The following is an 18,888-nucleotide window of genomic DNA, read 5'->3' on the forward strand; positions in this document are numbered from 1 at the left end:
CGGTCAACGCCTTGAAAGATAACAAATTCGAGTTGCGAATTATGTTGGCCAAGGCGGTTGCGGCAGGAAATCGGCTCTGATACACCCGCGCCGAACTAAGACGTGCGCGCAGGCGCGCGAAGGGGTGGCCTCTGTCCCGGCTCCACGGGAAACGGGGCAAAGTCATCGGAAGGGTGGACGTGTCGGAACCAGCTTCGATCTCCGCAGGGATTGCCGGGCGTTATGCTACGGCCATGTTTGAACTCGCCAGCGAGGCCGGTGGCATCAAGGCGCTCGAGGCTGATGTCGAGGCGCTTCAGGCCGCCCTTGACGACAGTGCCGACCTGCGCGCGCTGATCGCCTCGCCGGTCTATAGCCGCGACGAACAGGCCGCGGCGGTCGCAGCACTCTCGAAGGCGATGAAGCTGTCGGCCACCGTCGCGAACACCCTCGGGCTGATGGCGGCGAACCGCCGGCTCTTCGTGCTGCCGCACCTCATGGCCGCGCTGCGCGCGATGATCGCGGACGAAAAGGGCGAAGTGACCGCCGAAGTGACCTCGGCCGCCGCGCTGACCAAGGCGCAAGCCGACAAGCTTGCCAAGACGCTGAAGGCCAGCGTCGGCAAGACCGTGAAACTCAATGCGACCGTCGATGAAAGCCTCATCGGCGGTCTTGTCGTCAAGGTGGGCTCGAAGATGATCGACACCTCGATCCGCTCGAAGCTCGCGTCCCTCCAGAATGCTATGAAAGAGGTCGGATAATGGGAATCCAGGCAGCCGAAATCTCTGCGATCCTCAAGGAGCAGATCAAGAACTTCGGTCAGGAAGCGGAAGTGGCCGAGGTCGGCCGCGTGCTCTCCGTCGGCGACGGCATCGCGCGCGTGCACGGGCTGGACAACGTCCAGGCCGGCGAGATGGTCGAATTCCCCGGCGGCATCCGCGGCATGGCGCTGAACCTCGAGGTGGACAACGTCGGCGTCGTGATCTTCGGCTCCGACCGCGACATCAAGGAAGGCGACACCGTCAAGCGCACCAAGTCGATCGTGGACGTTCCGGTCGGTGACGAACTGCTTGGCCGCGTCGTTGACGGTCTTGGCAACCCGATCGATGGCAAGGGACCGATCAAGACGAAGAAGCGTTCGGTCGCCGACGTGAAGGCTCCCGGCATCATCCCGCGCAAGTCGGTGCATGAGCCGATGGCGACCGGCCTGAAGTCGGTCGACGCGATGATCCCGATCGGCCGCGGCCAGCGCGAGCTGATCATCGGCGACCGCCAGACCGGCAAGACCGCCGTCGCTCTCGACACCATCCTGAACCAGAAGGTCTACAACGAGGCCGCCGGCGACGATGAGAGCAAGAAGCTCTACTGCGTCTACGTCGCCATCGGGCAGAAGCGCTCGACCGTTGCACAGCTGGTGAAGAAGCTTGAGGAAACCGGCGCGATCAACTACTCGATCGTCGTCGCCGCGACCGCTTCGGACCCGGCGCCGATGCAGTTCCTCGCGCCCTATTCGGCCACCGCGATCGCGGAATACTTCCGCGACAACGGCCGCCACGCGCTGATCATCTACGATGACCTGTCGAAGCAGGCCGTGGCCTACCGCCAGATGTCGCTGCTGCTGCGCCGTCCGCCCGGACGCGAAGCCTATCCGGGCGACGTCTTCTACCTGCATTCGCGCCTGCTGGAGCGTTCGGCCAAGCTGAACGCCGACTTCGGCGCGGGCTCGCTGACGGCGCTGCCGATCATCGAGACCCAGGGCGGCGACGTGTCGGCCTTCATCCCTACCAACGTGATCTCGATCACCGACGGCCAGATCTTCCTTGAGACGGAACTGTTCTACCAGGGCATCCGCCCGGCCGTGAACACCGGTCTTTCGGTGTCGCGCGTGGGCTCCTCGGCCCAGACCAACGCGATGAAGTCGGTCGCGGGTTCGGTGAAGCTGGAGCTTGCGCAGTACCGCGAGATGGCGGCCTTCGCGCAGTTCGGTTCCGACCTCGACGCCGCGACCCAGCGCCTCTTGAACCGCGGCGCGCGCCTGACCGAGCTGATGAAGCAACCGCAGTATTCGCCGCTGACCAACGCGGAAATCGTCTGCGTCATCTTCGCGGGCATCAAGGGCTTCCTCGACAAGCTGGCGGTCCGCGATGTCGGCCGGTTCGAGCGCGACCTGGTCAAGCACCTGCGCACCAACCGCAAGGACATCCTCGACTGGCTCACCAAGGACGACCCCAAGATCAAGGGTGAGGCCGAGGACAAGCTCCGCGCCGCGATCGAAGAGTTCGCCAAGACCTTCGCTTGATGCGCTGAGGAGGGGACGGGATCATGCCCAGCCTTAAGGACCTGAAGAACAGGATCGGAAGCGTCAAGTCGACGCGGAAGATCACCAAGGCCATGCAGATGGTCGCGGCGGCCAAGCTCCGCCGTGCCCAGGAAGCCGCCGAAGCCGCACGGCCCTACGCCGAGCGGATGAACGCGGTCATGGCCGGCCTCGCCGCCTCGGTCGGCGGCTCCGACAGCGCGCCCCGGCTTCTGGCCGGGACGGGCGCCGACAAGGTGCACCTTCTTGTCGTGATGACCTCCGAACGCGGCCTCTGCGGCGGCTTCAACTCCACCATCGTGCGGCTTGCCCGCGCGAAGGCGGCGGAGCTGCTCGCGATGGGCAAGACGGTCAAGATCATCACCGTCGGCAAGAAGGGCCGCGAACAGCTCAAGCGTGACCACGCGGACCGCTTCGTGGCCCATGTCGACCTGTCGGACGTCAAGAAACTTGGCTACGACACCGCGCAGTCGATCGCGCGCGACCTGATCCACCGCTTCGATCACGGTGAATTCGACGTCGCGACGATCTTCTACAATCGCTTCCAGTCGGTGATCAGCCAGATCCCGACGGCGCAGCAGGTGATCCCGGCCATGTTCGAGACGGCGGAAGGTGCTGCGGCTTCGGCGCTTTACGACTACGAGCCGTCGGAAGAGGAAATCCTCGCCGATCTCCTGCCGCGGGGCGTGGCCACCCAGGTCTTCGCGGCCCTGCTGGAAAACGGCGCTTCCGAACAGGGCGCGCGGATGACCGCGATGGACAACGCGACGCGCAACGCGGGCGACATGATCGACCGCCTGACGATCGAGTACAACCGCTCGCGCCAGGCCGCGATCACCAAGGAACTGATCGAAATCATTTCGGGCGCCGAGGCGCTCTGACGAAACCGGAGAAACTAGATGGCAAAAGCACCGAAAGCAGCCGTCGCAACGGGCAGGGTGACGCAGGTCATCGGCGCCGTCGTGGACGTGCAGTTCGACGATCAACTGCCGGCGATTCTGAACGCGCTCGAAACCGAGAACAACGGCAAGCGGCTGGTTCTGGAAGTCGCCCAGCACCTGGGTGAGAACACCGTGCGCACCGTCGCCATGGACGCCACCGAGGGCCTCGTGCGCGGCGCGCCGGTAAAGGACACCGGCGGCCCGATCTCGGTTCCGGTCGGCAACCCGACCCTCGGCCGCATCCTCAACGTCATCGGCGAGCCGGTGGACGAAAAGGGCCCGGTCACGGCAAAGGAAACCCGCGCCATCCACCAGCCGGCGCCGGAGTTCAACGAACAGGCGACGTCGTCGGAAATCCTGGTTACCGGCATCAAGGTCATCGACCTGCTGGCGCCCTACTCCAAGGGCGGCAAGATCGGCCTCTTCGGCGGCGCCGGCGTGGGCAAGACGGTTCTGATCATGGAACTGATCAACAACATCGCCAAGGTGCACTCCGGCTTCTCGGTCTTCGCCGGCGTCGGCGAACGGACCCGTGAGGGTAACGACCTTTACCACGAGATGATCGAGTCGGGCGTCATCGTCCCGGACGATCTGGAAAAGTCCAAGGTGGCCCTTGTCTACGGTCAGATGAACGAGCCGCCGGGGGCGCGCATGCGCGTCGCGCTGTCGGGCCTGACGCTGGCCGAACAGTTCCGCGACCAGTCCGGGACGGACGTTCTGTTCTTCGTCGACAACATCTTCCGCTTCACGCAGGCCGGTTCGGAAGTGTCGGCCCTTCTCGGCCGTATTCCTTCGGCCGTGGGCTATCAGCCGACGCTTGCGACCGACATGGGCGCGATGCAGGAACGCATCACCTCGACCAAGGCCGGCTCGATCACCTCGGTGCAGGCCATCTACGTTCCGGCCGACGACCTGACCGACCCCGCGCCGGCCACGTCCTTCGCCCACCTCGACGCCACCACGGTGCTGTCGCGCGCGATCTCGGAGCTGGGCATCTACCCGGCGGTGGACCCGCTCGACTCGACCAGCCGGATCCTCGACCCGGCCGTCGTGGGCGAAGAGCACTACCAGGTTGCCCGTGACGTCCAGGGGATCCTTCAGCGCTACAAGTCGCTTCAGGACATCATCGCCATCCTCGGCATGGACGAACTGTCGGAAGAGGACAAGCTGACGGTGGCCCGCGCCCGGAAGATCCAGCGCTTCCTGTCGCAGCCCTTCGACGTGGCCAAGGTCTTCACCGGTTCGGACGGCGTTCAGGTGCCGCTCGACAAGACCATCGCCTCGTTCAAGGCGGTCGTGGCCGGTGAATACGATCACCTGCCCGAAGCGGCCTTCTACATGGTCGGCGACATCGAGGAAGTGAAAGCCAAGGCGCAGCGTCTGGCCGCGGAAGCGGCGTAAGGGGGCGACATGGCCGATACGATGCAGTTCGACCTCGTCAGCCCTGAACGGCGGCTTGCCTCCGTTCAGGCACGCGAGGTGCGCATTCCGGGCGCCGATGGCGACCTGACGGCGATGCCCGATCACGCAGCCCTGATCACGACGCTGCGTCCCGGCATCCTGACCGTCGTCTCGGCCGAAAGCACCTCGGACTATGCCGTCACCGGCGGGTTCGCCGAGATCACGGCGGCCGGCGCCTCGGTCCTGGCCGAGCGCGCCATGCCGCGCGGCGAGGTGAAGGCGGCCGACATGGATGCGCTGATCGCGGATGCCACGGCTGAGGCCGGCGCGGCGCCGGCCGAAGGCAAGGACGCGGCGAACAAGCTTGTCGCGGACCTTCAGGCGCTGAAATCCGCGCTCGGTCTCTGAGGCGGGCGAAGATCGACGAAAAGGCGGGGTCGCGGCCCCGCCTTTTCCTTTTGGCGCGTCAGGGGTTTTGCCACCTCGCCCGCCGCGCTACGATCACGCCGAGCAAGCGGGGGCAGCATGCGCCGGATAGACAGCGGGGTTCTGGGGCTGGAGCAGGGGGCGATCACCCTGTTTTCGGATTTCGAGGATGGCGGGCCGATGTGGAGCGCGCAGGGCCCGCGCGAGGCGCGCCGATCGGTCGCGTTCTCGGGCCCCTTCCGCAGCACTCCGGTTGTTCACGTCACGCTCAGCATGTGGGACGTGCATCACGCCACCAACATGCGGGCCGAGATCGTGGCAGAGAACGTGACGCCGGAAGGGTTCGATGTCGTGTTCCGGACCTGGGGCGACACCCGCATCGCGCGCATGCGCGCCGACTGGCTGGCGCTGGGCGAGGTTGTCCACGACGACGATTGGGACGTGGACTGAAGGCGCGGGGCCTGCCGGAAGGTCAGCCGCGCGAATACATGCCCTCATAGATCGGGCTGAGAGTCTCGGTCTCGAAAAGCGAGGACACCGACGTGCCGGACCAGATGTTGAGGATCGCCTGGGCGAACATCGGCGCGGTAGGAACGATGCGGATGTTGCCGGCCTTGCGCACGGCTTCCGTCGGCTCGATCGAGTCAGTCAGGACAAGGCTTTTCATGACCGAGTTCTGCACCCGCTCCACCGCCGGGCCGGACATGACGCCGTGGGTGATGTAGGCGTGAACCTCCTGCGCGCCGTTCTCCATCAGCACCTCGGCCGCCTTGCAGAGCGTTCCGGCCGTGTCGCAGATGTCGTCGACGATGATGCAGGTCTTGCCCTCGACATTGCCGATGACGGTCATGCCCGCGACCTCGCCCGCCTTCTCGCGGCGCTTGTCGACGATGGCAAGGGGCGCGTTGATCCGCTTGGCGATCTCGCGCGCGCGGGCGACGCCGCCGACATCGGGCGACACGATCATCAACTCGCCCAGCTTGCCCTTGAAGTGATGCTCGATATCCAGCGCGAAGATCGGCGAGGCATAAAGGTTGTCCACGGGGATGTCGAAGAAGCCCTGTATCTGGGCGGCGTGAAGGTCCAGCGTCAGCACCCGTTCCACCCCCGACCGGGTCAGGAGGTTCGCGACAAGCTTGGCCGAAATCGGGGTGCGCGCCTTGGCGCGGCGGTCCTGGCGGGCGTAGCCGAAATAGGGGATCACGGCGGTGATCCGCGCGGCCGAGGACCGACGCAGGGCGTCGGTCATGATCAGAAGCTCCATCAGGTTGTCGTTCGCCGGATTCGACGTCGACTGGATGATGAACATGTCCTCGCCGCGGACGTTCTCGAACACCTCGACGAAGATTTCCTGATCGTTGAAGCGTTCCACGCGGGCATCGACCAGACCCACGCTCATCCCCCGGTGCATGGACATCCGCCGGGCGATGGACATCGCCAGCGGACGGTTCGAGTTGCCGGAAATGAGTTTCGGTTCGGTCATGGAGGGCATGATCGCGTCCTTGAGGGTGGAGCCGGGAGGAGTGACAGATTCGTGACGTTGCACCCCGCTTATCACCGGGCTAGCCTGCCCGCAAACCCAAGGACGAGGAGCAGAGAGCGGTGGCGCATATCGACTACTACTTCACCACGATTTCGCCCTTCGCCTATCTGGCCGGCACCCGGCTGGAAGAGATCGCAGCCCGCCACGGCGCCACGATCACCTACAAGCCGGTCGACATCGCGGGCCTGTTCGCGCGCACCGGCGGCACGCCGCTGGCCGAGCGTCCCGACAGCCGGAAGGAGTACCGCCTGCAGGAACTGCGTCGGCAGGCGGCGAAACTGGACATGCCGATCAACCTGCGTCCGATGTTCTTTCCGACCAACCCCGCACCTGCGGCCTATGCCATCATCGCGGCGCAAGCGAAGGGGGGCGGGGGCGATCTGGGCGCGCTAGTGCACGGTTTCCTGCGCGCCTGCTGGGCCGAAAATCGCAACATCGCCGAAGACGAGGTCGTGACCGATCTGCTGAAGGCGCATGGCTTCGATCCGGGGCTTGCCTTCTCGGGCATGCTGATGGGGGCGGAGACTTACGCCCGCAACCTGGAGGAAGCCGTGGCGGCCGGGGCCTTCGGATCGCCCTTCTACGTGGTCGATAGCGGCGAAAGGTTCTGGGGGCAGGACCGGCTCGGCGACCTCGACCTGCATCTGGCCGGCAAGCTCTGATGCCCGAGGGGCTGCGGGCAGGCCACCAGACCCACTGGCGTGTCATGGGGCATGGGGAAAGGCCCGCACTCGCCATTCACTGCGGTCTTGCCCATTCGGGGGCCTGGTCGGGCGTGATCTCGCACCTGGACGCGCGCCTCTCGGCGACCGCGTTCGACCTGCCGGGGCACGGTCGGTCGGGCGACTGGGACGGGCAGGGCGACTATCCGCGCCTCTGCGCGCAGGTCGCGGCCAGTTTCATCGACCGCCCGCTCGACCTGATCGGCCATTCCTTAGGCGCGGTGACCGCGCTCAGGCTGGCGCTTGCCGCGCCCGAGGCGGTCCGGACGCTGACGCTGATCGAACCCGTTCTTTTTGCTGCCGTGCGCGGCACGCCGGTCTGGGACGCCTATCAAGCCGAGATCGCGCCCTTCGAGCAGGCGATGGCCGAGGGGCGGCTGGACGCGGCCGCCGCCATCTTCACCACGCTATGGGGCACGGGTGCGGCGTGGGATGACTTGCCCGCCGAAAGCCGCCGCGCGCTGGTCGACCGCATCCACCTGATCCCCGCCGCCGACCCCGCGCTCAGCGCCGACAGCGGGCGCGTCCTGCGTCCCGACGGGCTTGAGAGCCTCGACATGCCGGTTCTCCTGATCCGTGGCGACCGCTCGCCCGCCATCGTTGCGGCCATCGCCGAGGCCATCGCCGCCCGCCTGCCGGACGTAGGCGTGGCGACCGTTCCAGGGGCGGCGCACCTGCTGCCCGTCACCCATCCGCGGGAGGTGGCGGGCCTGATCGCGGTCAATCTGGACCGCGGTTAACCCCGCACGACAGCCAGGAAGCGGTCCACCTCCACCTCCGTTGTCGCCCATGAGGTCACGAGACGACAGAGCAACCGTTCCTCCGGGTCGCCGTCAAGCGATGTGCCATGCGGCATCAGGTAGTAATGCGCCCCGGCAGCCATCGCGCGGGCATGAACGCGCCGCGGCATCGTCACGAACTGGATGTTGGCATCGCGCGGAAACGCGAAGGCCACATCCGGCACGCTGCGAAGGCCGGATTCGAGCCGCGCGGCCATGCCGTTCGCGTGCCGCGCCAGGTCGAGCCAGAGGCCGCCGTCCAGATAGGCATCCATCTGCGCCGACAGATACCGGTGCTTGGAGAAGAGATGCCCGCCCCGCTTGCGCCTGAGCGCGAATTCCCAGGCGCGGGAGGGGTCGAACAGCACCACCGCCTCGACGCCCATGCAGCCGTTCTTGGTGCCACCGAAGGACAGGACATCGACGCCCGCCTTCCACGTCATCTCGGCCGGCGTGGCCCCGGTGGCGACGATGGCGTTGGCAAAGCGCGCGCCGTCCAGATGCACCGGCAATCCGAAGTCCTTCGCCACACCGGCCAGCGCCGTGATTTCCGCAAGGGAGTAGACGCTGCCCGCCTCGGTCACATTGGTCAGGCTGACAAGCCCTCGTTGCACAGAATGCACGTCGCCTTGCCCGGTCGCGGCGATCCGCGCGCGCAGGTCCGCCGCCGTCATCTTGCCGTCGCGCCCGCCGACCAGCCGCATCTTTGCCCCGCCGGTGTAGAATTCCGGCGCGCCGCACTCGTCCACCTCGGCGTGGGCGGCTTCATGGGCAAAGACCGCGCCCCAGGGGGGGCAGAAGCAGGCGATCGCCAGGGCATTGGCCGCGGTCCCGGTCGCGACCAGGAAGACCTCGGCCCCGGGCGCCTCGAAGATCGTGCGGATGCGGTCACGGACACGCGCCATGATCGGGTCGTTGCCGTAGGAAGGCGCCGGCCCGCCGTTGCAGGCCACCACCGCGTCCAGGATCGCGGGGGCCGTTCCCGCGTTGTTGTCCGATCCGAATTCCATCACTGATCCTCGATGATATGGTCTTCCCAGTCTTCCTCGGGCACCTCGAACTCCGGCACGGTCCAGCCGCGCACGGACATGCCTGCAGCATGCACGCTGTCTGGATCGCCCGTCAGCAGCGGATGCCAGTCCGGCAGGGGCTTGCCCTCGGCCAGAAGACGATAGGCGCAGGTCGAAGGCATCCAGTAGGCGATGTCCTTCAGCGTGCCGGGCGTGAGCACGACGCATTCGGGCACGAAGGTCTTGCGGTTCTCGTACTGGCTGCAGCGGCAGGTCTGATCGTCCAGCAGCCGGCAGGCGACGCGGGTGAAGAAGACCTCGCCGGTGTCGGCATCCTCGAGCTTGTTCAGGCAGCACTTGCCGCAGCCGTCGCAGAGCGCCTCCCACTCCTCGGCGTTGAGGGTGGAAAGCGGGCGCGTCCAGAAGGCGGGTCGCGACTGAGGGGCCGGGCGGCGAGGGTGCGTCATGGGCCGCAACATAGGCGCAACGCAGCGCTGAAGGGAAGGGCGGAACCGAGTGGCCGGGCGCCGGCGGTCGAAACCGGGCGAGCGTCAGACCTCGGCAAGGATCGCGCGCGCCTGTGCACAGTCTTCCTGCATCCGGGCGATGAGCGCGTCGAGCCCGTCGAAGGTCATCTCGGGTCGAAGATACTCGACCAGCGCAACCGAGAGGTGCTGGCCGTAAAGATCGCCGGCGAAGTCGAACAGGTGGGTCTCGAGGTTGGGATGGTTCTCTCCGAACATCGGCCGCACGCCCAGGCTTGCCGCGCCAAGGTAGTTGCCTGCTTGCGGGCCGGTCAGCACGTCGACCTTGACCGCGTAGACGCCGAACCTAGGCAGGTGCAGCCCGTCGAGGATCATGTTGGCGGTGGGAAAGCTCAGGTCCCGCCCGCGCTTGTGGCCGTGCACCACCTCTCCCTCGATCCGGTGCCAGTGGCCCAGCATCCGCGCGGCGTCGCGCGGGCGGCCAACGGCCAGTGCCTGGCGGATCGCGGTAGACGATATCTCCACCCCGTCGATGGCGACGAGGTCGGCGATGGTGACACCGAAGCCAAGCCCGGCGCCCTGCGCGCGCAGTGTGTCCACCGTGCCCTTGCGGCCGCGACCGAAGCAGAAGTCGGCCCCGACGGTGACATGGGAAACGCCAAGTCCGGCAACCAGGACGTCACGCACGAAGGTCTCGGCCTCCATCCCGGCCAGCGCGCCGTCGAAGGGAAGAACGTAGAGCTGGTCGACGCCCAGCTTTTGCAGCCGATGCCCGCGCGCTTCGGCGTTCATTAGGCGGAATGCGGGGGCGGCAGGGGCGAAGAACTGCCGCGGATGGGGCTCGAAGGTGACGATGCCAAGGGGCGCGTCCGGGCGCCGCGCGCGGTCGATGACCGACTGGTGGCCCAGGTGAACGCCATCGAAGTTCCCCATGGCAACAGACGCCCCGCGGTCCTTTGCCGAAAGCCCCGTCCAGTGAGTATGCGTCCGCATCGGCCCCCGTTGGCGGGCGGCCCGCCGGATCAGTCGAACTTGCGGCTTGGCGCCAGAACCAGCGCCTCGCCCTTCAGCACAACCGTATCGCCCACCGCGCAATGGGTTTCAAGGGTCACCCGGCGCCGGGCGTGGTCGATCGCTGTCACCTTGACCTCGGCATAGACCACGTCGCCGGGGCGGACGGGTGCCATGAACTTGAGCGACTGGCCCAGATAGACGGTGCCGTGGCCGGGAAGTTGTTCGCCGATCACCGCCGAGATCAGGCCCGCCGTCAGCATGCCGTGGGCAATCCGGCCCTGGAAGATCGTGTCGCGGGCGTAGTCGTCGTCCAGATGCACCGGGTTGCGGTCGGTCGAAACCTCGGCGAACAGCTCGATGTCGCGATCCGTCACCTCCTTGCGGAGGTAGCGGATCATGCCGATTTCCAGATCCTCGATGCAGATCGTGCCGCGGGGAAGATTGTCGAGCATCATCGCGAATCCCGGTCAGGTTACTGCGCTGCGGCATAGCACATGCGGCATGGCGGACGCAATCCATCCGGCAATAAATTTACGTCAATGATATGAAAGTCGCAATAATGTTGCGACGCAGCCTCAGCGCAGGCGCCCGATGGCATAGGTGGGCGTGATTTCCTGCGCCGCCAGCCAGTCTTGAAGGCGGGTCGGGTCGGGGTTTTCGGCGTCCGCGCCGAATTCCGCCACCGACAGCCCGCCGGTGACGAAAAGCGTGTCGATCCCTTCGCCCAAGCCCCCCAGCACGTCGGTCGCGATGCCGTCGCCGATGGCCAGGATCCGGCCCGCTTCGGGTTCGGCGCCGGTCAGCGCGGCGGCCCTGCGGCGCGCAAGATCGTAGATCGGCGGGTGTGGCTTGCCGAAATAGAGGCTCTCGCCCCCCATCTCGGTATAAAGCCGCGCCAGCGCCCCGGCGCACCACTCGCGCCTCTCGCCCCGGTCCACGACGATGTCGGGGTTGGCGCAGAGAAGCTTCAGTCCCTTCGCCTTGGCGAACAGGAACTCCGGCCGGTTCACCGCCGGATCGGCATAGGGATCGCGCGGCCCGGTGCAGACGATGCCTTCGGCTTCTTCCAGCGGAACGATCTCGATCGCGACCGGGTTCTGCTGGATCTTCAGCGGCGTGAAGAAGCCCATGTCGGTCTCGGGGCTGCCGATGAAATGCACCCTCTGCCCCACCGCTCCCTGGAACATCGCCGCGCGTGCGGAATCGCCCGAACTGGCGATCGTGTCCCAGACGTCGCGCGGCACGCCCATCGCGTCAAGCTGGGTCGCCACGTCGGCGCGCGGGCGGGGGGAGTTCGTAACCAGCACGACCTTGCCGCCCCGCGCGCGATAGTCCCGCAGGGCGGAGACCGCGGCGGGGAAGGGGCGCAGCCCGTCATGGACGCAGCCCCAGAGGTCGCAGAACAGCACGTCATAGCGGGCGGCGATATCGGAAAGCGCGGCGATGATCGGGGTCAAGGGGCTGTTCCTTCGAAGGTTTCGGCGCCGGCAAGGCGGACGCCGGCGCAGCGCCGACGCCCGTCACCATCACATCTTGAGCGCGGGGATGATCTGCTTTTTCCGGCTCATGATCCCCGGCAGGACGACCGCGTCGCCGGTGACGGTGCAGCCGAAGGAGGCTTCGGCGATCTTCTTCACCGTGTCGTTGGGCACCAGCAGCGTCGCTTCCTCGCGCAGGATGTCGACCACGAACAGCAGCACCTGGTCTGCGCCGTCTTCCTTTGCCACGCCTTCCATCGACGCCATCAGGCTATCCTTGCGGTCCAGCACCATCTTCGGCGAGGTCGTCTCGAGCACCGAAACGCGCAGATCCACGCCCTCTACCGTGTATTCCTTGGAATCCATCCGCAGGAGTTCGGCGTCCGAGAAGGCGGAGACGTCGGACTTCGCCGCGAAAAGCTCCGCCGCGTAGTCGGGGATCGAAATGCCAAGCTGGCGGGCCAGATCCTCGGCCACGGCGCGGTCATGCGCGGTGGTGGTGGGCGAGCGGAATTCGAGCGTGTCCGACAGGATGCACGACAGCATCGCGCACTTGATGCTGTCCGGCATCTTCGCCGCGTCCGCACCCATCAGGTCGTGCATGATGGTGGCGGTGCAGGCAAGCGGACGAATGGTGATGTCGATCGGTCCCTTCGTCTTCAGCCCGCCGGCCAGAAGGTGGTGGTCGATGATCTGGATCACGTTCGCCTCGTTGATCGAGGCGGGCAGTTCGGCGGGGTTGTTGGTGTCGACGATGACGCAAGCCTCGCCCGCGGCCACGTCGGCGATGATTTCGGGCTTCGGCAGGTCCCAGCGCTTCAGCACGAAAGCGGCCTCGGTATTGGGTTCGCCCAGAAGCACGGGCTGCGCCGGGGTGCCCTTCACCTCGGTCAGAAACCAGGCCCAGATGATGGGGGAGCCGGTGGAATCGGTGTCGGGGGATTTGTGGCCAAGGACCTTGATCGTCATGGGGCGTCCGTTTGTTTATGGGGTTTCGCGCGCCTTATAGGCAGGTCACGCGCCCTTGTCACGCGCACGGGCATGCCCCGGACGCAAGGCCGCGTTGACCCGGTGCGGCGGGTGTGGGCCCAGGGCGGCAGGCGCGTGGCGATCAGAAGGATTCGCGGTCGATGCGGTATCCGTGCTCCTCGACCAGCGCGAGGATGCCGTTGACGCCCGACAGGTGCGCGGCTCCGACGGCGACGATGATTTCCTTGCCTTCGGCCGCCTTCAGGATCGGCTCGATCCAGGAATAATTGCGCCGGATCAGCAGCGCATCCTCCATCCGTGCGAAATCGGCGGCGGCGGTTTCGGGATCCTCGGGCGATTCCGCGACCGAACGCTGGCGCGTGTATTCCCAGAACAGCCGGTTTTCCTCGTTGAAGTAGGACTCGACCAGGGTTTCATAGACGTTTTCGGCCTCATCCAGCAGCGGCAGCGACGACCGCAGGATGTCCAGCTGGTCGGCATCGTCCATGTCGGTGAACACGCGGATCGCGGCGTCGTAGGGTTCAAGCGCGTGGACGGGCACCCGCGCCTCGGCCGCCGCGTCCATGATCAGCTTGTCGAGCCCGTTCGCCTGCCCGCCCAGTTCCTTGATCGCGCAGGGCGGCAGCCCCAGGATTGCGGTCGCGTACCAGGGCCTGAGCTTGGAGGCGAGCACGGCCGGCATCCCGCGCGCGGCCAGTTCGCCGGACAGGATCGACCAGTCGGCTTGACCCAGGCGTTCGGGCAGTGTCGCCCCCTCGGTCGCGAAGATGAGCTCGGGGCGTTTGGAAATCTCCGATTTCAGTTGCGCCTGTTCGGCCTCGGTCGCTTCGACATAGACCGCATCCGTATGGGCAAGCACATCGCGAATCCGCTCAAGCGGAGCTTCCATCCGCGCATCATAGACATGCAGCGTGCCGACGAAATGAATGATGTTGGCGCCTTTCGTGGCCACATAGCGGTTGCCGGTCGCATAGGGATGCACCGTCGTCCCGGCTTCGAGCGAGGCGCGCGCCTCCGGAGCCAGCGTGTCGATCAGGTTCTGCCCGGCGCATTGGGCAAGGATCGGGGCAGGCGCAACGAGGGCGGCGAAGGCGAGGGCCAGTCGGAGAGGGGCAATCATCTGGTCGGCGGTTCCTCAGGTCATCCTGTCGGCACGCTGACACGGGAGGCGCGGCAAATCCAGTGTGGAATGCGCGGAGATTTCGAACAGCAAGCCTGTTGACTCCGGCGTGCGTCGATCCTAATTACGGCGCGTTAGCACTCGCTCTTTGTGAGTGCTAATCACATTCAAACCTGGAACCTAGGGAGTGTTACCAGATGGCATTCAAACCGCTTCATGACCGCGTTCTGGTCAAGCGTGTGGAAAGCGACGAGAAGACCAAGGGCGGTCTGATCATCCCCGACAGCGCGAAGGAAAAGCCGGCCGAGGGCGAGGTTGTCGCCTGTGGCGAAGGCGCGCGCAAGGACTCGGGCGAACTGATCGCGATGTCGGTCAAGGCCGGCGACCGGGTTCTCTTTGGCAAGTGGTCGGGCACCGAAGTCACGCTCGACGGCCAGGAACTGCTGATCATGAAGGAAAGCGACATCCTCGGCATCATCGCCTGAGCCTGTCCCTGACCTTCCCTTCCAACCAGACAACCAGGAGAAGCCAACATGGCTGCTAAGGACGTCAAGTTCGATTCCGATGCCCGCGATCGCATGCTGCGCGGCGTCAACATCCTTGCCGATGCGGTGAAGGTGACCCTCGGCCCCAAGGGCCGCAACGTCGTGATCGAGAAATCCTTCGGCGCGCCGCGCATCACCAAGGACGGTGTGTCGGTCGCCAAGGAAGTCGAGCTTTCCGACAAGTTCGAGAACATGGGCGCGCAGATGGTGAAGGAAGTCGCCTCGCGTACCAATGACGAGGCCGGCGACGGCACCACGACCGCCACGGTTCTCGCCCAGGCGATCGTCCGCGAAGGCATGAAATCGGTCGCGGCCGGCATGAACCCGATGGACCTCAAGCGCGGCATCGATCTGGCCGTGCACAAGGCCGTGGCGCACATCAAGGGCGCGGCGCGCAAAGTCGCCGACAGCGCCGAGGTTGCGCAGGTCGGCACGATCTCTGCCAACGGCGAGGCCGAAATCGGCCGCCAGATCGCCGACGCGATGCAGAAGGTCGGCAACGAGGGCGTGATCACCGTCGAGGAGAACAAGGGCCTCGAGACCGAGACCGACGTCGTCGAGGGGATGCAGTTCGATCGCGGCTACCTGTCGCCCTACTTCGTCACCAACCCCGACAAGATGGTCGCGGAACTGGATGACGCGCTGATCCTGCTGCACGAAAAGAAACTGTCGTCGCTCCAGCCGATGGTGCCGCTGCTCGAGGCCGTGATCCAGTCGCAGAAGCCGCTGCTGATCGTGGCCGAGGACGTCGAGGGCGAGGCGCTCGCCACGCTCGTCGTCAACAAGCTGCGCGGCGGCCTGAAGATCGCTGCCGTCAAGGCGCCGGGCTTCGGTGATCGCCGCAAGGCGATGCTCCAGGACATCGCGATCCTCACCGGCGGCCAGGTCATCTCGGAAGACCTCGGCATGAAGCTTGAGAATGTCGGCATCGACATGCTCGGCCGCGCCAAGAAGATCTCGATCACCAAGGACAACACCACCATCGTGGACGGTGCCGGCGAGAAGGCGGAGATCGAGGCGCGTGTCGCCCAGATCCGCACCCAGATCGAGGAAACCACCAGCGATTACGACCGCGAAAAGCTGCAGGAGCGGGTTGCCAAGCTCGCCGGTGGCGTCGCCGTGATCCGCGTCGGCGGCATGACCGAGGTCGAGGTGAAGGAGCGCAAGGACCGCGTCGATGACGCGCTGAACGCGACCCGCGCGGCCGTCCAGGAAGGCATCGTCGTCGGCGGCGGCGTGGCGCTCGTTCAGGCTGCCAAGTCGCTCGAAGGGCTGACCGGCGCGAACGCCGACCAGAACGCCGGGATCGTGATCATCCGCAAGGCGCTCGAAGCGCCGCTGCGCCAGATCGCGCAGAACGCGGGTGTCGATGGGTCGGTCGTGGCTGGCAAGGTGCGCGAGTCGAACGATCCGAAGTTCGGCTTCAACGCCCAGACCGAGGAATACGGCGACATGTTCAAGTTCGGCGTCATCGACCCGGCCAAGGTCGTGCGCACCGCGCTTGAGGATGCGGCCTCGATCGCTGGCCTGCTGATCACCACCGAAGCGATGATCGCCGAGAAGCCGAAGGATGCTGCGCCTGCCGGCGGCGGCATGGGCGGCATGGGCGGCATGGGCGACATGATGTAAGCTGGTCGTCCGACCGCGAAAGCACACCGAAAGGGCCGCGCAAGCGGCCCTTTTGCTTTGCTCAGCGGTCCGTCGGCCCTTCGTGCTGCGCTCATCGTGAACCTGTGCAGATGCTGCTTCCGTTTCGGTTTGCAACCCCGGCGGCGCCGGGCGATGGTGCACCAAGGTCCGGCATCGGCATCGGGTCGGGCACAGCGAGGGCGATGTGAGACTGATCCTGCTGACGGCGCTGACGATGACGGCTTTCGCCGCCAACTCGGTCCTGAACCGGATGGCCGTGGGTCCGGGGCATATCGGCGCGGTGGATTTCGCGGCGATCCGGCTTGTCGCGGGGGCGGCGATGCTGGGCGTTCTGGTCTTGGCACGGCGCGCGGCGGGCCGGGGCGTGCCGTCACGTATTGCACCCCTGCGCCGGCTGCTGGGGGCGGCTTCACTTCTGGTCTATCTCTTCGGCTTTTCTCTCGCCTATCTGTCTCTGGATGCAGGGGGCGGGGCGCTGATCCTGTTCGGCATGGTGCAGATATCCATGCTGGCCGGCGCCCTTGTCATCGCCGAGCCGGTGCCGCGCCAGCGCTGGGCCGGGGCCGCGCTGGCCTTCGGCGGGCTTGTCTGGCTGTTCGCACCCTGGGCGGGAAGCGGCGCGGCGCTGAGTGCTCCGCATGTTTTCCTGATGGCCGCGGCCGGTGTGGGCTGGGGCGTCTATTCGCTTTCGGCCCGCGGCGCGGCCGATCCTCTGGGCGCGACGGCTGGCAACTTTCTGGTGGCCGCGCCGGTCGGGTTGGTCGTTCTGGTCGCCGGGGCAGGCAGCACCGCCGACACGGCGGGCGTGACGCTCGCCGTCCTGTCGGGGGCGGTTACCTCGGGCCTCGGATACGCGCTCTGGTATGCGATCCTGCCCGCACTCGGGGCGGCGCGCGCCGCCGTGGCGCAGTTGTCGGCGCCCGTGATCGCGGCCTTCGGCGGGCTGATTCTGATCGGAGAACCGGTGACACCGCGCCTGCTGGTCGCCGGGGCAGTCGTGCTGGGGGGCGTGGCACTGGCCAGCCTGCCGCGCCGCCGCTGATCCGCGCGGGGCGTCAGAGCGGCTTGACCATCCGGCGGATGCGGTGGCCGGTTTCGGCGTCATCGCGCCAGACCCCGGTCGGGGTGAAGCCCTCGCGTTCCCAGAAGGCGCGGCCGCGCGGGTTGTCGTCCAGCACCGCGAGGTAGAGGCGGGGCGCACCGGAGGCTCGCGCACGGCCCTCGATCTCGGCCAGCAGGCGGTGGCCGTAGCCCTGCCCGCGCAAGCGCGGCGCGAGGATCATCAGGCCAAGGTAGGCGTCACCGGTCTCCGGGAAGCCGAAGGACAATTCGGCTACACCGGACAGGCGATCCTTCACGAACAGCCCGAGCCGGTGGGAAAGCGCGAGGTCTGCGCCGGGCGGGGCATCGGTGAAGAACGCTTCCGCCTTGGCACGGTCGGGCGGGACGCGGTCCGCGAGCAGCCAGTAATCCGCCGCCTCGGCATAAAGCGCCTCGATCAGGTCGGTATCCACCCCGGCGATCAGGTCGCGGATCAGCATGGCAACGCCTCGATCGCCAGAACCTCCAGCGACGTGGTCCCCGCCGGCCGCCGCCATTCCACCACATCGCCCACATGCGCCCCCAGAAGCGCGCGCGCCAGCGGCGAATGCGGCGCGATCCGGCCAAGTGTCGCGTCCGCCTCGTCTTCGCCCACGATCTCGTAGCACTGCTCCTGCCCGTCCTCGTCCGCGACGCGCACCCGCGTGCCGAAGGTAACCTCTCCGGCCGGTATATCCCCGGGGGGGACCAGGATGGCGGACCTCAGCCGCGCCTCGACATAGCGGATGTCGCGTTCGGCGGCGCGTTCGGGCAGGCGATCCAGCCGGTCAGGCCGCGCCCGCAGCCGTGCGAGGTCGTCCTGCAGCGCGGCGAGCCGATCCCTGAGCGAAGCCAGCCCTCGCGGGGTCACGTAGTTCGGATGCGGGCTGACCGGAAGATCGGGCAGCGGCTCGGTATCGGGCCGGTCTTCCTTGACGAAGGCGCGGCTCATCGGACGATGACCTCCAGCGGGTCGTAAAGCACGCCGCTGCCCCATGCCGCCGCCGCAAGGCTGTCGGGCTTGTGGCGCAGACGGGAAAGCTCCGCACGGGTGACGAAGTGGCGTTCGGTCACGATCCCCTCGGGGTCGCGCCAGACGGACGGCAGGGTCGAAAGCGGGCGGCAGCGAAAATAGATGTCGACTTGGTGAAAGCCGGTCGTCGGGTCGTGAAACTCGTTCACGAGGCAGGGGTCGCCCACCGCCACCCTCAGGCCCGTCTCCTCCTCGACCTCACGGGCGAGGTTGTCGGGCAGGGAGGCTCCGGCGTGGACGCCGCCGCCCGGCGCGCACCAGAGGTCGGAGACACCAGCGGGATAGGCGTTGACGACCAGCAGCCGATCCTCGCTCAGGATCAGCGCGCGGGCGGCCAGACGGGGGGAACGGCGTGTCATGGCGCCACACTGGCGC

Annotated in this window: 22 protein-coding genes; 11 read left to right on the forward strand and 11 right to left on the reverse strand. The window is 66.7% G+C overall.

Annotated features, from left to right (window positions below; genetic code table 11):
• Positions 1-179 precede the first annotated feature (179 nt).
• The 6 genes from N5I32_RS12890 (at position 180) to N5I32_RS12915 (ending at position 5,514) form a co-directional block, all read left to right on the forward strand.
• On the forward strand, positions 180-740 hold the full coding sequence (locus N5I32_RS12890; protein WP_261496285.1) for a F0F1 ATP synthase subunit delta: 561 nt from the start codon (positions 180-182) through the stop codon (positions 738-740).
• Positions 740-2,278 carry a F0F1 ATP synthase subunit alpha gene (atpA, locus tag N5I32_RS12895; RefSeq protein ID WP_261496286.1) on the forward strand — a complete coding sequence of 513 codons (1,539 nt, stop codon included), beginning with the start codon at positions 740-742 and terminating at the stop codon, positions 2,276-2,278. The genes N5I32_RS12890 and atpA overlap by 1 nt, the downstream gene beginning before the upstream one ends.
• 23 nt (positions 2,279-2,301) lie before the next feature.
• On the forward strand, positions 2,302-3,177 hold the full coding sequence (locus N5I32_RS12900) for a F0F1 ATP synthase subunit gamma (protein ID WP_261496287.1): 876 nt from the start codon (positions 2,302-2,304) through the stop codon (positions 3,175-3,177).
• An 18-nt stretch (positions 3,178-3,195) separates the two neighbouring features.
• Positions 3,196-4,638 (forward strand): F0F1 ATP synthase subunit beta, encoded by a 1,443-nt coding sequence (atpD, locus tag N5I32_RS12905; protein WP_261496288.1) that lies wholly within the window; start codon positions 3,196-3,198, stop codon positions 4,636-4,638.
• 9 nt (positions 4,639-4,647) lie between these two features.
• On the forward strand, positions 4,648-5,046 hold the full coding sequence (locus N5I32_RS12910; protein ID WP_261496289.1) for a F0F1 ATP synthase subunit epsilon: 399 nt from the start codon (positions 4,648-4,650) through the stop codon (positions 5,044-5,046).
• A 117-nt stretch (positions 5,047-5,163) separates the two neighbouring features.
• Entirely contained in the window at positions 5,164-5,514 is a 351-nt protein-coding gene (locus N5I32_RS12915) for an H-type lectin domain-containing protein (RefSeq protein WP_261496290.1), read from the forward strand.
• Positions 5,515-5,536: 22 nt separating this feature from the next.
• Here the strand turns inward: N5I32_RS12915 and N5I32_RS12920 are convergent, their stop codons facing one another.
• Positions 5,537-6,556, reverse strand: coding sequence for a ribose-phosphate pyrophosphokinase (locus N5I32_RS12920; protein ID WP_304504879.1), 1,020 nt, complete (start codon positions 6,554-6,556; stop codon positions 5,537-5,539).
• A 110-nt stretch (positions 6,557-6,666) separates the two neighbouring features.
• Here N5I32_RS12920 and N5I32_RS12925 point away from each other — a divergent pair, with 110 nt between their 5' ends.
• Both N5I32_RS12925 and N5I32_RS12930 read left to right on the forward strand, forming a co-directional pair.
• Positions 6,667-7,269, forward strand: a complete 603-nt coding sequence (locus N5I32_RS12925) for a 2-hydroxychromene-2-carboxylate isomerase (RefSeq protein WP_261496291.1) — start codon at positions 6,667-6,669, stop codon at positions 7,267-7,269.
• Positions 7,269-8,069, forward strand: a complete 801-nt coding sequence (locus N5I32_RS12930) for an alpha/beta fold hydrolase (protein ID WP_261496292.1) — start codon at positions 7,269-7,271, stop codon at positions 8,067-8,069. Before N5I32_RS12925 ends, N5I32_RS12930 begins: the two co-directional genes overlap by 1 nt.
• Here the strand turns inward: N5I32_RS12930 and N5I32_RS12935 are convergent.
• The 7 genes from N5I32_RS12935 to N5I32_RS12965 form a co-directional block, all read right to left on the reverse strand.
• A complete protein-coding gene (locus tag N5I32_RS12935) occupies positions 8,066-9,118 on the reverse strand; it encodes a threonine aldolase family protein (protein WP_261496293.1) in 1,053 nt (350 codons plus the stop codon). The genes N5I32_RS12930 and N5I32_RS12935 overlap by 4 nt on opposite strands.
• The gene (locus N5I32_RS12940; RefSeq protein ID WP_261496294.1) at positions 9,118-9,585 is read right to left on the reverse strand and encodes a YcgN family cysteine cluster protein; all 468 of its coding nucleotides are present in this window, start codon (positions 9,583-9,585) and stop codon (positions 9,118-9,120) included. Before N5I32_RS12940 ends, N5I32_RS12935 begins: the two co-directional genes overlap by 1 nt.
• Positions 9,586-9,669: 84 nt before the next feature.
• Positions 9,670-10,596, reverse strand: a complete 927-nt coding sequence (locus N5I32_RS12945) for a bifunctional riboflavin kinase/FAD synthetase (protein ID WP_261496295.1) — start codon at positions 10,594-10,596, stop codon at positions 9,670-9,672.
• 29 nt (positions 10,597-10,625) lie between these two features.
• Positions 10,626-11,069 (reverse strand): MaoC family dehydratase, encoded by a 444-nt coding sequence (locus tag N5I32_RS12950; protein WP_261496296.1) that lies wholly within the window; start codon positions 11,067-11,069, stop codon positions 10,626-10,628.
• Positions 11,070-11,192: 123 nt separating this feature from the next.
• Positions 11,193-12,074: a TIGR01459 family HAD-type hydrolase gene (locus N5I32_RS12955; protein ID WP_261496297.1), complete on the reverse strand. Its 882-nt coding sequence runs from the start codon at positions 12,072-12,074 to the stop codon at positions 11,193-11,195.
• A 69-nt stretch (positions 12,075-12,143) separates the two neighbouring features.
• On the reverse strand, positions 12,144-13,064 hold the full coding sequence (locus tag N5I32_RS12960; protein ID WP_261496298.1) for a manganese-dependent inorganic pyrophosphatase: 921 nt from the start codon (positions 13,062-13,064) through the stop codon (positions 12,144-12,146).
• Positions 13,065-13,206: 142 nt separating this feature from the next.
• Positions 13,207-14,205, reverse strand: coding sequence for a TraB/GumN family protein (locus N5I32_RS12965; RefSeq protein WP_261496299.1), 999 nt, complete (start codon positions 14,203-14,205; stop codon positions 13,207-13,209).
• Between the two features lie 197 nt (positions 14,206-14,402).
• On the opposite strand from N5I32_RS12965, the gene groES reads away from it, so the two are divergent.
• The 3 genes from groES to N5I32_RS12980 all read left to right on the forward strand — a co-directional run bounded on the left by groES (position 14,403) and on the right by N5I32_RS12980 (position 17,442).
• Complete coding sequence (gene groES, locus N5I32_RS12970; RefSeq protein ID WP_261496300.1) at positions 14,403-14,690, forward strand: co-chaperone GroES; 288 nt, start codon at positions 14,403-14,405, stop codon at positions 14,688-14,690.
• A 48-nt stretch (positions 14,691-14,738) separates the two neighbouring features.
• Entirely contained in the window at positions 14,739-16,379 is a 1,641-nt protein-coding gene (gene groL, locus N5I32_RS12975; protein WP_261496301.1) for a chaperonin GroEL, read from the forward strand.
• 205 nt (positions 16,380-16,584) lie between these two features.
• Positions 16,585-17,442, forward strand: coding sequence for a DMT family transporter (locus tag N5I32_RS12980; RefSeq protein ID WP_261496302.1), 858 nt, complete (start codon positions 16,585-16,587; stop codon positions 17,440-17,442).
• A gap of 13 nt (positions 17,443-17,455) precedes the next feature.
• On the opposite strand, the gene N5I32_RS12985 is transcribed toward N5I32_RS12980, so the two are convergent.
• Genes N5I32_RS12985 through N5I32_RS12995 form a run of 3 tightly spaced genes read right to left on the reverse strand, consistent with a single transcriptional unit; the run spans position 17,456 to position 18,872 of the window.
• A complete protein-coding gene (locus tag N5I32_RS12985) occupies positions 17,456-17,941 on the reverse strand; it encodes a GNAT family N-acetyltransferase (protein ID WP_261496303.1) in 486 nt (161 codons plus the stop codon).
• Complete coding sequence (locus tag N5I32_RS12990; RefSeq protein WP_261496304.1) at positions 17,935-18,432, reverse strand: GreA/GreB family elongation factor; 498 nt, start codon at positions 18,430-18,432, stop codon at positions 17,935-17,937. The genes N5I32_RS12985 and N5I32_RS12990 overlap by 7 nt, the downstream gene beginning before the upstream one ends.
• Positions 18,429-18,872: an NUDIX domain-containing protein gene (locus tag N5I32_RS12995; protein WP_261496305.1), complete on the reverse strand. Its 444-nt coding sequence runs from the start codon at positions 18,870-18,872 to the stop codon at positions 18,429-18,431. The genes N5I32_RS12990 and N5I32_RS12995 overlap by 4 nt, the downstream gene beginning before the upstream one ends.
• Positions 18,873-18,888: the final 16 nt, after the last annotated feature.

It is taken from the genome of Albidovulum sediminis (genome assembly GCF_025380365.1).
Classification (GTDB): Bacteria; Pseudomonadota; Alphaproteobacteria; order Rhodobacterales; family Rhodobacteraceae; genus Albidovulum; species Albidovulum sediminis.

Excerpts from the sequence above, each read along its gene's own strand:
- atpA (WP_261496286.1), top strand. The coding sequence starts at position 740 with ATGGGAATCCAGGCAGCCGAAATCTCTGCGATCCTCAAGGAGCAGATC.
- N5I32_RS12900 (WP_261496287.1), top strand. The coding sequence starts at position 2,302 with ATGCCCAGCCTTAAGGACCTGAAGAACAGGATCGGAAGCGTCAAGTCG.
- atpD (WP_261496288.1), top strand. The coding sequence starts at position 3,196 with ATGGCAAAAGCACCGAAAGCAGCCGTCGCAACGGGCAGGGTGACGCAG.
- N5I32_RS12910 (WP_261496289.1), top strand. The coding sequence starts at position 4,648 with ATGGCCGATACGATGCAGTTCGACCTCGTCAGCCCTGAACGGCGGCTT.
- N5I32_RS12915 (WP_261496290.1), top strand. The coding sequence starts at position 5,164 with ATGCGCCGGATAGACAGCGGGGTTCTGGGGCTGGAGCAGGGGGCGATC.
- N5I32_RS12920 (WP_304504879.1), bottom strand. The coding sequence starts at position 6,556 with ATGCCCTCCATGACCGAACCGAAACTCATTTCCGGCAACTCGAACCGT.
- N5I32_RS12930 (WP_261496292.1), top strand. The coding sequence starts at position 7,269 with ATGCCCGAGGGGCTGCGGGCAGGCCACCAGACCCACTGGCGTGTCATG.
- N5I32_RS12935 (WP_261496293.1), bottom strand. The coding sequence starts at position 9,118 with ATGGAATTCGGATCGGACAACAACGCGGGAACGGCCCCCGCGATCCTG.
- N5I32_RS12940 (WP_261496294.1), bottom strand. The coding sequence starts at position 9,585 with ATGACGCACCCTCGCCGCCCGGCCCCTCAGTCGCGACCCGCCTTCTGG.
- N5I32_RS12945 (WP_261496295.1), bottom strand. The coding sequence starts at position 10,596 with ATGCGGACGCATACTCACTGGACGGGGCTTTCGGCAAAGGACCGCGGG.
- N5I32_RS12950 (WP_261496296.1), bottom strand. The coding sequence starts at position 11,069 with ATGCTCGACAATCTTCCCCGCGGCACGATCTGCATCGAGGATCTGGAA.
- N5I32_RS12960 (WP_261496298.1), bottom strand. The coding sequence starts at position 13,064 with ATGACGATCAAGGTCCTTGGCCACAAATCCCCCGACACCGATTCCACC.
- N5I32_RS12965 (WP_261496299.1), bottom strand. The coding sequence starts at position 14,205 with ATGATTGCCCCTCTCCGACTGGCCCTCGCCTTCGCCGCCCTCGTTGCG.
- groES (WP_261496300.1), top strand. The coding sequence starts at position 14,403 with ATGGCATTCAAACCGCTTCATGACCGCGTTCTGGTCAAGCGTGTGGAA.
- groL (WP_261496301.1), top strand. The coding sequence starts at position 14,739 with ATGGCTGCTAAGGACGTCAAGTTCGATTCCGATGCCCGCGATCGCATG.
- N5I32_RS12985 (WP_261496303.1), bottom strand. The coding sequence starts at position 17,941 with ATGCTGATCCGCGACCTGATCGCCGGGGTGGATACCGACCTGATCGAG.
- N5I32_RS12990 (WP_261496304.1), bottom strand. The coding sequence starts at position 18,432 with ATGAGCCGCGCCTTCGTCAAGGAAGACCGGCCCGATACCGAGCCGCTG.
- N5I32_RS12995 (WP_261496305.1), bottom strand. The coding sequence starts at position 18,872 with ATGACACGCCGTTCCCCCCGTCTGGCCGCCCGCGCGCTGATCCTGAGC.